Source organism: Thermosphaera sp. (assembly GCA_038827615.1).
GTDB lineage: Archaea > Thermoproteota > Thermoprotei_A > Sulfolobales > Desulfurococcaceae > Thermosphaera.
The window spans coordinates 1031849-1044673 of the sequence record JAWBNK010000001.1 but is presented as its reverse complement, the minus strand read 5'-3'; the positions used below and the strand labels follow the sequence as shown (position 1 = coordinate 1044673).

Below are 12825 nucleotides of genomic sequence, written 5' to 3'. Positions count from 1 at the left end.
CCCCCATTTTTAATCTTATCTTGAAGCTACTCAATGCTCGATGTAGAGAACATCTAGTTCCACAGGTCTAAGAGAAGTGTTTAAGACGCCGGCAAAGCATGGCGTTGTCCTACCTTGATCGCAGTGAACGACCTCTTTAACATAGAGCCCTCCGTCGCAATATATTATCGCTTCGAAGCTCCTGTTGCTGATCATCTTGGTTACTACCTCGTAAACTCTTCTCACTCTCATCGCGTCTTTTTTACGAGATAAAATCCTCGTGGGAGTCCTCTGATGAATGAGCGTGTTCTTAAAGCGCTCCTCCAGTACCGCTAGGTCTGACTCGGTGAGAGGCGTGGAAGATACAATCATCATTCTATATATCTTTCTCCTCTCTCTGGAGGTTTGCTTCAAAATCTCAATATCCCTTCTACTGGCTGAGCCGGCGACTCGAACCTCTAGAAGGCTTGTGGATAGTATCTTGTTGAGGGAATCGATATCGTAGTATCTAACGAGAGGTTCGACCACTTCGATAACAAGCGGTCTCCCAGTCCCAAGGGTTCTCGCGTCGACGTCCTCTCTACCTGCAGCGTGTATCTTGACTTCTTTGGCTTTGAAAACCTCGGCTAGGCGTGACTCCACGTATTCTTGAATGCTCATAGGGTATTTCTTACCACCCTTTCTCAAAAGCCAGGGGACGTGAGAAATATTGCGCCCTCTCTTATTGTAAATACCTTTCAATAGTATTGGTGATACTATCAGTTCGAGATCGTAGTTGAAGTCCTCATTAAGCCTCACTATAACCATTGCTTCGGGCTTGTCGAAATCAGGTATGAGCCCGTACTTGTCTCTAATGAGTTTCCCAACCTCTCTTTTCAACTCGTTTTTCAAGGACTCTGCCTTTTCTATTCCGAACTCGGAAACAAGTGACAGTTCTTTCTCCCGAAGTTTTTTATCGAGTTTCACGCCCACTAAGAATCGACTAATAGATGCTTCCTTCATTTTTTCATACGATCTTTCCGCAATGGATTGAAGCCAGTCAAGGCTTAGCCTTCCCTTGCATATGAAGCACTCTCTAGGTTTTACCTGCTCGTTGAACAATTTTTCATACAACCTCGTTAACGGATCTCCGCTATTTTCAGTGAGAACCCGTAGGTAATCTTTATCAATGTTCCGTGAGACGTAATCTCTATGCAACTTGAAGCTAAGCATCACCTTCAGGGATAATCCACGTTCATAATTGCTTAAACCCACCCCGTGTTTAGCAACCAGTCTTCCAAGGCAGTAGTGACATAAAGGGTATTTAGCCAGCGTCTTCTCAACGTTTTCCATGATGGCGTTAAAATCGGCTTCTCTCATATAGTTGGATTCTCCCATGCCTTCTCACCCAGGCCCCAAACGCCCTGTCTAAAATATAGTGCGCTATGTTAACCAGCTCTATCATATTTTCAACAGGTAATTTAATGATGTATTCAAAATCCTTTTGTTCCCGGGTCGTCAAGTTGTCTCCAAGAGCTATGACGAACGTCTTACTTGCCGAGACAGGGAGTTGAGGTGATATCACTCCACCGTGTCTAGCCGTCAAGAGAACGGCGTCATGACCAATTACTTTCTTCAATTCGCTTCTTGAAGCCAATTCCACGCCCGGCGGAAATTTGTGCCTGCAGAAAACCGATTTAACGAACCCTACAAGGCTATCATCTTGAGAGTGTAGGTGTCTGAGCTCTAACCCGTTCAGCTTGACAAGGAGATTGTCGGCGAGAACCCATAGTTCAGTATCGACTCTTATTCCATGACTGACGAGAAGGGAGTAGAGGATTATGTTTTTCAAATAGTTGAGTTCGGAGCAGGAGTCGCTGGTTCTTGCCAAAACAATCCTACATGGTTTGTAAGCCTTTGACATTGAACCCTTCTCCCAGTTTCTTCAACAGGTCTCTTCTCTTTCTAAGTTGCTTGCTAAGCTTCTTTAACATATCGTATTGTTTTAATAATTCCCTAGCATCCTCGATGTCAACCCCTGCTCCCCGTGCAATCCTCCTCAAGCGTGATTTATCTATAATGTCGGGGTTGTCGAGTTCCTCGTACGTCATGGAGTTTATGATAGCTAGCCATTTAGAGAGCTTACCTTCAAGCTCCTTCGGGTCAACGTCGAAGGGAACCTTCACTCCCAAACCAGGTATCATCTGGAGGATTTTCCTGAGCGGCCCCATTTTCCTCAAACTCACTAATTGCTTATAAACCAGCCTCATGTTTAGCTTACCCTCAAGGAATTCTTCGACGTCTTTTTCAGTAAACTCTAGCTGTATTCGCTTAACCTTCTCGACCAACCCCTCTATGTCTCCATACCCTAGGACCCTGCCCACGAGCTTAGAAGGCTTAAAAATCTCGAAATCTTCAATCTTTTCTCCGAGACCCACGAACTTTATTGAAGCCCCTGTGGCGGCTACAGCTGATAAGGCTCCCCCGCCCTTTGCTGTTCCATCGAGCTTGGTCACTATAATGGATCCTATGGGGGTTGTTTCGTGAAACCTCCTAGCAATATTGTAGGCTTGCTGACCTATTGAGCCATCTATCACCAATATAATCTCGTCTGGTTTAACACTATTACTTATCATCTTCATTTCCTCGAGTAAGTCTTCCTCTCTATGGTGCCTCCCCGCGGTATCAATCACTACAAGGTCGAAGCCTTTTTCCACGAAGTATTTAACTCCCGTGACAGCCAAGCTGACGGCATCCTTCACCGAGGGATTCCCATACACTGGAACGCCTACTTGATCACCTAGTTGTTTCAACTGATCATATGCAGCAGGCCTAAAAGTGTCTGCGGCGACCAACCCAACCCTGTAACCCTCCAGCTTGTAGAAATATGCCAGCTTAGCCGCTGTGGTAGTTTTCCCGCTCCCCTGGAGCCCTACGAGCATTATCACCCACGGCTTCTTCACGGGCTTTACTTGAGGCTTCACATCTCCCCCAAGAAGCTTCACCAACTCCTCGTAAACGATCGTTAGAAACCATTCTTTTCTTGAAACACCAATAGGGGGTTCTTGTGAGATAGCTCTCTCCTTTATCTTCTTAGTGATCTCGAAAGCCAGGTTCAAGTTAACATCAGATTTCACCAACTCCTTCTGTAAATCCTTAATGAATTCGTTAACAGCATCCTCGTATTTTTCAGCTTTGAAAAACTTCGCAATAGATTCTTTGAGGTTCTCAAACACCATTCTTTATCCCGTAGCACATCCTACTTATCTGCTACTCCCTATTAATAGGGTTAAGGTGTTGTGGACCTGAGAATCAGTGCGGGGGGTGGGATTTGAACCCACGCAGGCCTATGCCAGCGGATCTCTCCCTGGGCAAGTCTTGAGTCCGCCCCCTTTGGCCAAGCTCGGGCACCCCCGCATGCTCCTAGACTATTATAGTTTTGAAACATGCTTTAATTTTTACTCTGATCTAAGAGAGAGGAATCATATATAAATACCTGTGTAAAATTATGCTTTCCAGGAGGAGAGAGCTATGCCTTTAAGACCTGCCAGGTGTTACACGCATTTCAGCGGTCCGCCTTACACGAGAAAAGAGTACATCCCCGGTGTTCCGCAACCGAAGATCTCCAAATTCGAAATGGGTAACCCTAAACTCGACTATGACTACGAGGTGACCCTTGTTGTCGAGGAGCCCGGCCAGATAAGGCATAATGCTCTGGAGGCTTCACGTGTCATGGCGTTGAAAGTGTTGACGACTGCTGCAGGCGAGAACAACTTCTACTTGAAAGTCGTCAAGTATCCACACCATGTTATCAGGGAAAACAAGATGATGGCTTTCGCTGGTGCTGACCGTCTTCAAGATGGTATGAGGCTCTCATTCGGGAAGCCTATTGGGACAGCGGCGAGAGTTTTCCCAGGCGACGCAGTGATCACCGTGAAAGTTAAGAAAGAACATTTGAAAACGTGTAAGGATGCTCTCAGAATAGCGGGAAGCAAGCTTCCACTGCCTACGAGAATAGTAATCCGTCCCTTGAAAGAAGGGTTGCCACCCGCGTAAAGAGTTGAAGAATATTGTTTCACAAACGGAGATCCCTGTCTAGGCTTTGAACTTCCTTTTCAGCTGTTGAACGATTTTATCGAGAGATATAATCCGCGAACCCTCATCCTGCATGCACCGGATGGTTTGAAGATCCTATACAAGTGCGTAGAGAATAGAATTCCTGAGGATATTGAAATCTACTATTCTTCCAGTCCGGGATACGGGGCTTGCGACATACCGTTGGATGAAGCGGAGGTAATTGGGGCCGACGGCATTGTTCATATAGGACACTTAGAGTATCCTTTACAACCTATCCCAGACTTAAAAGTTAAGATCTTGTATCTTCCGGCATACTATAATCGCTTGTTAACCGAGGAGACTTTATCAACGATTTCAACGCGATTGGAAGAAAAATCTGCATCCTCAGTAACCGTTTCTTCAACGATAGTTGAGAGCAAGATTAGGAGGCAAATACACGAGTACCTCTCGGAGAAGGGGTTTGAATCAACCGAGATTCTAGCACCAATACTTGGATGCATGTATGCACCCCTTGCAAGATTTGACTCCAGTGTCGATGCACACATTCTAGTAGCTGGAGGGTTGTTTCATCATTTGGGAGCGTTCTTTTCCCTGAAAAAACCAGTCATCAGCGTAGACCCGTACAGGCAGGAGGTTATGGATTACACCAATGAATTCAAGAAATACGTTAGCAAGAGGCTCTTCCTAGTCTCCAAAGTCAAGAACGCTCCCTATCGAACGGTGGGTTTAGTCGTTGGAACTAGGCCGGGTCAGCACAGGCCAGAACTAGTAAGGTTTCTTGGAGAGCGAGCTGAGAAGAGAGGTTATAAACCCTATGTTATATCCTCAGCGTATCTCTCCGTGGAGAGATTGATGGCTATTGATAATTCACTAGGGCTCGACTTCTATGTTGTGACGAGCTGTCCAAGGCTCCCAATAGACGATCTTGGCGATTTCTACAAGCCAGTATTGACTCCAGGAGAATTCCTAATGATTTTGAATGATAAGGAGGAGTACGCATTTCCATGGTGAGCGTGATAGATAAGAAGAAGGTCGAAATGATTATTTCCGGGATACCTAGCTACAGGCGTCTCAAGCGTAGGCTCGAGCAATATCCAACGCCCTCCTGGATGGTCGCCCACGTATTGTGGTCGGCCTTCATGAATAATGATGTTGAAGGAAAGATTGTGGCAGACCTGGGATGCGGCGATGGCAGGCTCCTATACGCGTCGCTGATACTTGGAGCTAAACTTGGAGTATGTGTTGATGTTGATGAGGAAGTACTAAAACACGCTATCACGGTATTCAACGAGTTGTTCACGGAGTATACGGGAAGAGTCTTATTCATCGTGGGAGACGTCTCCAGACTGAGCATTGACGGTGTTGACACGGTTGTCATGAATCCCCCTTTCGGTGTTGTTCGAGGAAACAGGGGTTTGGACCTGGTGTTCTTGAGGAAAGCTCTAAGCCTTGCTAGAAGTGTTTACAGCATTCACAAGTACTCTCCTGGGCTAGTGAAGATCTTAAGGGAGGTGGCGTTATCTTACAACGCCGAATTAGTGTCCATGGAGATCATGGATTTCGAGATTCCAATGGTTTTTGAGACTCATAAGTCAAGGATATATAGGTTTAAAAGCTTATTCATAGTTCTAAGGAAGGTGAACACTGTTGAGCGACGCTAAAGTGGTTTTACCCGGTGAGGTTTTAGGTGTCGAAGAGGAGGCTCTACCTCTTCAAGGCGTTTACGTTGACAGACATGGTTATCTCAGGTCCTTGATCATAGGGACAGCATTCATGGATAAGTTGAGGAAAACTATTCTCGTCCGCCCTATCAATAAGCGTGAACTCGGTTTGAAACCGGGTATGGTAGTTGAAGCAATTGTTACCAGCCTAAGTGACGATATTGCTATTTTGAATATTTACAACGCCAACGGGATGCCGGTCGATTTTTCAGGCATACTCCACATAACTCAGATATCAAGCGAATACGTTAGGTCAATGTGGGATGTGCTCAGGCCTGGAGACATAATAAAAGCCAGAGTAATAAACAGTAATGTACCATATCAGGTGACGATAAAGGACCCGGGGCTGGGTGTAATAATGGCTCGGTGCACCAACTGTGGAGAAGTGCTTTACAAGGTTGGAGAAAAGCTCAAGTGCCTCTCCTGTAAAAGCGAGGAGTCAAGGCGTATCGGAGTTGGATACGTGTATATTTTAAGGTGATTGATTGCCGCTGGTGAAGAGGCGGTTCTACGTCCCCTGTAGCCATGAAGAGTGCCTCGAGTTGGTTCAGCGAATATCTGAGAAACTCCCTTCTATCGAATCCATAGAATATGACATCAGGGAGGGAGGAATGCTGATAGAAATGTATGGTTATTCAACGGATATTAAGAAAGCTTGGAGGATCATCAAGGAGAGCTATCCCCTGTCCAAGACCCGTGCTGGAAGAGGCATGGTCAAATATGCGCTGAGAACCCTGGTTGCACGAACGGGGAAAACGTTTCCACCAGCAGTACTAGTCAAACTACTAACTATTAATAAGTATGAAGTCCAATACTCTTCCGATGATGAAGCATTATACACTAATGCGGGCTTAGAGATTCTTCTCGAATTGATTAATCAAATAGATGTTGCGAGTAGCTTAGTTAAGAATATTGTAAGAGGGACGGCGGGAAAATACTATATGACAACCATACTTGTAGCCACAAAGATGAGTGTTGAAGAGGCGGTTGAGAAAGCAATAGCTCTCGGTCACTTAGAGCCTGATGAGAACGGTGGTTTAACGCTGAAGGTAGAGTGGAGTAAGGGGGTCGATGAATTTATAAAGAAATATCATGGATCCCCACTATTTAGCATGTGAGGTGTGTTTTGTGGAGATAGAGGTTTTAAACAAGACTCCTAATCACCTGGCGATCAGGATTAAGGGTGAGGATCATACTCTTGGCAACTTGTTAATGAAGGAAGCGTTGAAGCATCCGAAAGTTGCCTATGCATCCTACCGTGTTCCACACCCCTTAAGGGATGAAATAGAATTCATAATCACGGTTCATGAAGGAGCAGACGTAGGGAATGTTTTGAGGGAGATAGTGGACAAGATAAAGCTAGACCTAAACGAGTTTAGAAGAGCCGTGGAGGACGCGGTGAAATGAGCCTTAGGAGAGAGGCTCGAATTCTAACAATTGCCGAGTCTGAAGCTTTTTACGTTCTAGCAACATATAGGGGAAATTTTTAGAAGAATTATCCATCATCCCCAGGGACCACGTTTTAAGCGATAAAGACTTGATCAGGTCTTTGAAAACAAGAGATGAATTAACCTTCATCGTAAACTGCACAGGTGATAAGTACCGGTTTATTTCGCTTGGATTAAGAGTTTTCGAAGGAGGGGACTATTTGATAAAGAAGGAGGAGAGCTGCTCACTGGTTTCAAAATTAATTAAATGCTTTAACAGTACGTTTACACTGAGCGGTCAAGGCGAGGATATTATAAAAATGTGTTGAAAACATACATTGACTCTCGTGGTGATTTAAATGGTTAGATTCTGTCCCAAGTGCGGGGGCATAATGAAACCGGTTAAATCGTCAAGTATGACAGAGCTCGTCTGTGTTAAATGTGGACATAGGATAAAGGCGGATGAAAAAGTCCTCGAGAAGTACAAGGTATCATCGAAGATCGAGCATTCAACAAGGGAGAAAACGATCGTCACAGGGGATGTAGACACGTCAAAGTTGCCTGTTACCAAGGAGGTAACATGTCCCAAGTGCGGTAACCATGAAGCATATTATTGGATGATACAGACCAGAGCGGCTGACGAGCCTCCTACTAGGTTTTATAAGTGTGTAAAATGCGGGCACACGTGGCGGGAATACGAGTGATTTTTGAAACGCCTTTTTAATTAACATTGCATAAATAATTAGTCTGGGTGAGAGACCTTTTGAAACTAGAGTTCCGCGATGCAAGAGTGTGGAGATACTCGATGATTTCCATTGCCAAAATATTTGATGAGGCAAGCTTCCAAGTGGACGATTCAGGGGTGAGGTTGAGGGCACTGGATCCTTCGAACATAGTCCTCGTAGACTTTCAGTATCCAAGGTCTGCCTTCACAGTGTTTGAATCGAGAGGAAACGAATACTTCGGAGTCAACATGGATGATTTCGCGAAGATCCTAAAAAGAGCTACTAAGGGGGATGAGCTCCTTCTCGAGAAAACCGCTGATGGGAGAATATCAGTGGTTTTCAAGGGAAGGGGGTTGAGAAGATTCACGATCCCGAATCTCGACATTCCTCCTCAAGAAATACCTGAGCTTTCCCTGGAGTTTTCCGCAAGAGTTAAGATGCTTCCAAAAATTCTCAAGGATGTTATCAAGGAGATGGAACCGATCAGTGATTCCATCCTCTTCGAGGCGGTCCCCGAAGAAGAGAAATTAGTCGTGGCAGCATCGGGAGACATAGCTGAAGCCAGGGTTGAACTCTCTGTCGCGAGCGGTGCTCTCCTCGAGTTCGAATCAACCTCGCCGGCAAAGTCGCGGTTCACAATAGATTATTTGATCGATATAACGAGCGCGGCCCAAGTCTCCGAGTATGTTTTCGTAGAGTTATCTGACAATGCCCCCATCAAGCTCGAATATGGTCTACCGCAGGAGGGCAAGCTGACATTCTATGTCGCTCCGAGATCAGACTAGCATTGTTTTGAGAAATATCATCAGGGCTTATTATAGGAGGCGTCCTTTAAACCCTCCCTCCGCGATTCACAAGAGAGAAATAGCATTGGAGAGCCTAGAGGATAAGGCCTATGTACGGCATCTCTCTTTTCCATCAATCGACAGACTGTACGATTTCATTTTGAATAAGAAAACCCCTCTCCACTTATACTACTCCTCGGCCTTGTACGAGTACCCCGATGCACAACCCATGGAAGCGAAAGCCTGGTCCGGTTCCGAATTAATATTCGATATAGATGCTGACGCTTACGAGGGGTGTAGCGATTCATACTATGTCTGCGTGAAGGAGAATCAAGTATATCGTGTTAAGCCAGAGTCGTGTAAGACAGGCGAAAAACCCCTGGAGATATCGCTTATTCAATGGGATTGTATAAAGAGGGCGTTGGACGATGCCTTTAAACTAAGGGAAATCCTTACGGTAGACTTAGGTTTCAAAGACGTCAGAGTCTTCTTCTCAGGTAATAGAGGTTTTCACATTAGGGTTTCTGACGACGTGGTTATTCCCTTAAACAGCGAAGAGAGGAGGTTAATAGCTGACTATGTTTCCTGTTCAAACCTGGATATGGCGAGGATTTTCCCAACATACAGGACTAGAAGGGGAGAAAAGATACTGTTTACAAACATTGAGTTTGGACTGAGGAGAAGAGTCAAACTTCAAGCCGAGAAAACCGGGCTTTTAGAAAGAGAGCGTATTAAGGATAGGGAGGCTTTCGCGATAAATGCAAGCGACCTCTCAACCCTACTCTCGAATGAATGCATATCTATTGACAAGGTCGTTACGATGGATGTTTCAAGGCTTTCGAGATTTGAAGGGAGCTTGAACTGTAAGGCGGGATTAAAGGTTGTCGAAGTAAGTGATCCAATGAAGTTTAGCAGTTTAACCTACAAGGATCTTTCACCATTTAAAGGAAGAATTTCGATAACCCCTCTAGTCGACTTTACTGGCTTTCCTATATACGGGAGCAAAATCGACTTGAAAAAAGGCTTGAGAATGGAGCTAGACGCTGAAGACGCTTTGTATTTGGTTTTTAAAGGAGTAGCACATATATATGGATTGAAGTCCTTGGAGGTAAAGACTTGAGCAGTCCACTGATACGCCTTGTCAGGGAGGAGTTATCCACGAAGAATATTCAACTCGTAACTCCCAGCAAACTGGTCGAGGTCAGAGGGTTAATTGATAAAGCATTCTCAGGATTAAGCATAAACGACCCAAGATCCAGGAGGATGATTCAAGAATTTATTCAAAACATAGAGCAGGACATAGAGCTACTAGCTAAAACCAGACTTGTAAAAGCCATTTTAAACGATGAAGAACTGCCCGAGTCGTTCGATAAAGAACTGCTCGAGCATGCGAGAAGGCTGGTTAAAGCTGAGAGAGCAATTCAATCTGTTGAAAACATCCTCGTAGGTGAGAAATATTTAGTTGTGCTATTGAAAGACTGCGTGATTGGTGGTAGGAGTTATAGGAAAGGCGATGTAACCCTGATGGGGCAGAGCGGATTGGTTGAAGGCATCCTTCAGGACTGCATCTCAGTCGTTAAGCATCCTGTCGTGGAAGAGCTTGGAGAAAAGTCTTGATGTTTAGAGAACTTGCATGTAGAAGTTGTAAGCTATGAACAATGATATTATAATAGTCGTAAAGAGGATGATGATCATCGAGCCTTGGAGGAGGAGACGCGTTCTCTCATCCCTTGACTCCTTGAAAACCCTGGGTCTAACGTATGTCGAGAAGTGGGGGAGGATGAATCCTACTATACTTGCAAACAAGATTAGAGAAGAATATAGGATTGAAACGGCTATTAACTGGGTTGCACTACTCGGATTAAAGTACTGAATGTTCATTATATTATAGGCCCAATTTCCTAGTACAATTACAATGAGAATGCTTGAGAGCAGGAGAGATAAGGTCTTAGCTTTCTCAATCACGGCATCGTATTCTATCAGATGAGAGTATGAGTCTCTTCTGAACCGATCCTTCATCGATACCTCCAATCCCAAGTTATTTCTCAATTGAAATAAAAACCTTTATTACATTCTGAGGATTGTCAATAAGATAGGCAGTCGGGATAAGGTGGTTGCATTGAATAGACGATTATTGATCGGAGTTGCGGCTTTGATCGTTTCACTCGTGTTGTACACGTATTTCAGTTTTGCGGGCTCCACGACGTACAGTATTCCCGACGATTCTCTTTCATGGGTTTCAACCTTTGCGAGGAAATCCAGCAGTATTGAGAAATTCTGTGAAACCTTCCCGGGGGGCTGTCCTTGGGTTTTGAAATCAATTTATTACGCCGCGAGTATTTCGGCGGTATCATCAACATTCCTCACCTTAACTGGGGCGATACTGCTTATCATTGCGTCATTTACCATTTACACGTATGTGTTTGAGAACCCTGTTGTGTCGGGTTTCTCCACAATTCTCCTATCAACGGTCCCCGTAGTCTTCTACTGGTTTAAAGCGAGCAATTACGGTTTTCAGACATGGATGTTTCTCCCTGTTTTGACTCTGCTTCTCACGATAATCTATGTTTCAACAGGGAGGAGGGCTGTTCTCATCGCTGTTCCGCTGGTGTATGGTCTTTCGCTGATACTATACCCCGGCGCTTGGGCTCTTTCGGTAATCATGGGGTTTTCAATAAGTATAGCGTTGATAAGTGGGAGAGAGCGTAAACGATACATCTATGTTCTAGTGTCCTGGATAACCTCTTACGTCATCCCATTAATGTTCTTTGGCTTCGAATATCTACAATCAATATGCACCTTAGGGCTGATCTGGCTTTTAACAGCATTAGCGCTGGTACTGCTTCTTGAGAGACGAGTTGGAAAACCTGGTTCTATTCTCTTCACGACTTCATCAGCAATAATATACACAGCCGCGATGTCTATCTTTTTGGTGAGGAGCGGGCTTGCCGCAGGCTATCAGGAGGTATTCTCGCGAAGATTTAATCCGGTGATGGACTATGGGATCCTCGGCATCCTCAGCTTGATGTCCTTAATAGTATTCTTGAGGAGCCAGATTCTGGCGAGCAGGGTTTTCGAGAAAACATTATTCCCTATAGGCTTTCTATCGGGTCTTGTGCTTCCTTATTTTGATCCTACGTTAACTGTGTTAGCGGGATTCTTTGTTGCACCCTTAGTTGGAATAGGTCTAACCGCTGTAGCTTTATCGTCGACGAATATCGTGAATTTCAAGCGAAAAGTATTCTTCACGATTCTTTCACTGACGATTCTAGCGGGGAGTGTGGGAGTTAACGTATTATACTCTTCGTCAATAATGGCCGCGAAACCAAATCTCTACATGTCTGACGTTGATGTTTACTTGGGTATTGGGGAGAAATTGTTGAATGAGAGCGCGTGGATAGAAGCCCTTGACTCGCTGAGAGATACTGTATCCTCCAGCAATAACAGTGTATTGATCGTTTCATACTGGGATTACTCGTGGTGGATACTAGGGTACTTGGGAGATGTAAGGGATGTAAAGATGCTGTCGAACCCCTTAAGCAGTCTCGAATATAAGAGGCTTACTTCATGGATTTTGCTGAGCGACGAGTTAACTGCTGTTGAAATATTGAAGAATATTTCATCATCATTAAACTTTACCACGGCATACGTTGTAGTTACTGGCGCCATCAGCATAAGTCTAACAGGCGGTCGTAGCAACAATGCATATCTTGGAGCAGTAGTACCGGGGGAGCAAAACTACTACGGCATGCCAACCGTCTATTACGGAGCCGTAGGAGATTTATACAGAATACCGTTGTATGCATCCCTTATCAATATGTCCTACCTCGAATACATCAACACTGGCGTTGGGAGAACGGTTTACGAGGTTCCACTTGCATGGAACTCTAAGGGAGCTGAGACTTTGATATCTTCTCTTACCATCCACGGGCTGTCTCAAGTAGGGTTTAACGTGTACAACATATTGTACAGTCAGGAGAAGCTATCCAGCGCTACTAGGTATTTCGAGCTGATCAACGCTTCAGTTAAGCCTGTCTACAAGGTAAGTGTATCATATCTTACATATGAGGTTAATTATGTCGTATTAATATACAGATTAGATGTTAGCAGTCTAGATTGAGAGGTGGTCTTA

Annotated in this window: 15 protein-coding genes and 1 tRNA gene; 11 read left to right on the top strand and 5 right to left on the bottom strand. The window is 44.7% G+C overall.

The genetic code is table 11. The annotated features are described in order from the left end of the window. Positions 1 to 30: 30 nt before the first annotated feature. The 4 genes from QXH45_05705 to QXH45_05690 all read right to left on the bottom strand — a co-directional run bounded on the left by QXH45_05705 (position 31) and on the right by QXH45_05690 (position 3375). The gene (locus tag QXH45_05705; GenBank protein ID MEM2078742.1) at positions 31 to 1356 is read right to left on the bottom strand and encodes a tRNA pseudouridine(54/55) synthase Pus10; all 1326 of its coding nucleotides are present in this window, start codon (positions 1354 to 1356) and stop codon (positions 31 to 33) included. Next, positions 1319 to 1882 carry a hypothetical protein gene (locus QXH45_05700; GenBank protein ID MEM2078741.1) on the bottom strand — a complete coding sequence of 188 codons (564 nt, stop codon included), beginning with the start codon at positions 1880 to 1882 and terminating at the stop codon, positions 1319 to 1321. Before QXH45_05700 ends, QXH45_05705 begins: the two co-directional genes overlap by 38 nt. After that, entirely contained in the window at positions 1857 to 3197 is a 1341-nt protein-coding gene (locus tag QXH45_05695; GenBank protein ID MEM2078740.1) for a signal recognition particle protein Srp54, read from the bottom strand. Before QXH45_05695 ends, QXH45_05700 begins: the two co-directional genes overlap by 26 nt. 77 nt (positions 3198 to 3274) lie before the next feature. Beyond that, a tRNA-Leu gene (locus tag QXH45_05690) sits at positions 3275 to 3375 on the bottom strand. 114 nt (positions 3376 to 3489) lie between these two features. On the opposite strand from QXH45_05690, the gene QXH45_05685 reads away from it, so the two are divergent. The 10 genes from QXH45_05685 (at position 3490) to QXH45_05640 (ending at position 10310) form a co-directional block, all read left to right on the top strand. After that, on the top strand, positions 3490 to 4014 hold the full coding sequence (locus QXH45_05685) for a 50S ribosomal protein L16 (GenBank protein MEM2078739.1): 525 nt from the start codon (positions 3490 to 3492) through the stop codon (positions 4012 to 4014). A gap of 66 nt (positions 4015 to 4080) precedes the next feature. Further along, positions 4081 to 5046, top strand: coding sequence for a diphthamide biosynthesis enzyme Dph2 (dph2, locus tag QXH45_05680; protein ID MEM2078738.1), 966 nt, complete (start codon positions 4081 to 4083; stop codon positions 5044 to 5046). Next, positions 5040 to 5696 carry a methyltransferase gene (locus QXH45_05675; GenBank protein MEM2078737.1) on the top strand — a complete coding sequence of 219 codons (657 nt, stop codon included), beginning with the start codon at positions 5040 to 5042 and terminating at the stop codon, positions 5694 to 5696. Before dph2 ends, QXH45_05675 begins: the two co-directional genes overlap by 7 nt. Next, complete coding sequence (locus QXH45_05670; GenBank protein MEM2078736.1) at positions 5683 to 6237, top strand: exosome complex RNA-binding protein Csl4; 555 nt, start codon at positions 5683 to 5685, stop codon at positions 6235 to 6237. Before QXH45_05675 ends, QXH45_05670 begins: the two co-directional genes overlap by 14 nt. Before the next feature lie 13 nt (positions 6238 to 6250). After that, positions 6251 to 6874, top strand: a complete 624-nt coding sequence (locus tag QXH45_05665; protein ID MEM2078735.1) for a DUF2067 domain-containing protein — start codon at positions 6251 to 6253, stop codon at positions 6872 to 6874. 10 nt (positions 6875 to 6884) lie between these two features. Next, positions 6885 to 7163 carry a DNA-directed RNA polymerase subunit L gene (locus tag QXH45_05660; protein MEM2078734.1) on the top strand — a complete coding sequence of 93 codons (279 nt, stop codon included), beginning with the start codon at positions 6885 to 6887 and terminating at the stop codon, positions 7161 to 7163. A 379-nt stretch (positions 7164 to 7542) separates the two neighbouring features. Next, positions 7543 to 7887: a transcription factor S gene (locus QXH45_05655; protein MEM2078733.1), complete on the top strand. Its 345-nt coding sequence runs from the start codon at positions 7543 to 7545 to the stop codon at positions 7885 to 7887. A 59-nt stretch (positions 7888 to 7946) separates the two neighbouring features. Further along, the gene (gene pcn / locus QXH45_05650; GenBank protein ID MEM2078732.1) at positions 7947 to 8693 is read left to right on the top strand and encodes a proliferating cell nuclear antigen (pcna); all 747 of its coding nucleotides are present in this window, start codon (positions 7947 to 7949) and stop codon (positions 8691 to 8693) included. Further along, positions 8671 to 9813, top strand: a complete 1143-nt coding sequence (locus tag QXH45_05645) for a DNA primase small subunit domain-containing protein (protein ID MEM2078731.1) — start codon at positions 8671 to 8673, stop codon at positions 9811 to 9813. The genes pcn and QXH45_05645 overlap by 23 nt, the downstream gene beginning before the upstream one ends. Beyond that, a complete protein-coding gene (locus QXH45_05640; protein MEM2078730.1) occupies positions 9810 to 10310 on the top strand; it encodes a hypothetical protein in 501 nt (166 codons plus the stop codon). The genes QXH45_05645 and QXH45_05640 overlap by 4 nt, the downstream gene beginning before the upstream one ends. Positions 10311 to 10313: 3 nt before the next feature. Here QXH45_05640 and QXH45_05635 read toward each other — a convergent pair whose 3' ends face one another. Beyond that, complete coding sequence (locus tag QXH45_05635) at positions 10314 to 10742, bottom strand: hypothetical protein (protein MEM2078729.1); 429 nt, start codon at positions 10740 to 10742, stop codon at positions 10314 to 10316. Between the two features lie 70 nt (positions 10743 to 10812). Here QXH45_05635 and QXH45_05630 point away from each other — a divergent pair, with 70 nt between their 5' ends. Beyond that, positions 10813 to 12813, top strand: a complete 2001-nt coding sequence (locus tag QXH45_05630) for a hypothetical protein (protein MEM2078728.1) — start codon at positions 10813 to 10815, stop codon at positions 12811 to 12813. The last annotated feature ends 12 nt before the right edge of the window (positions 12814 to 12825 follow it).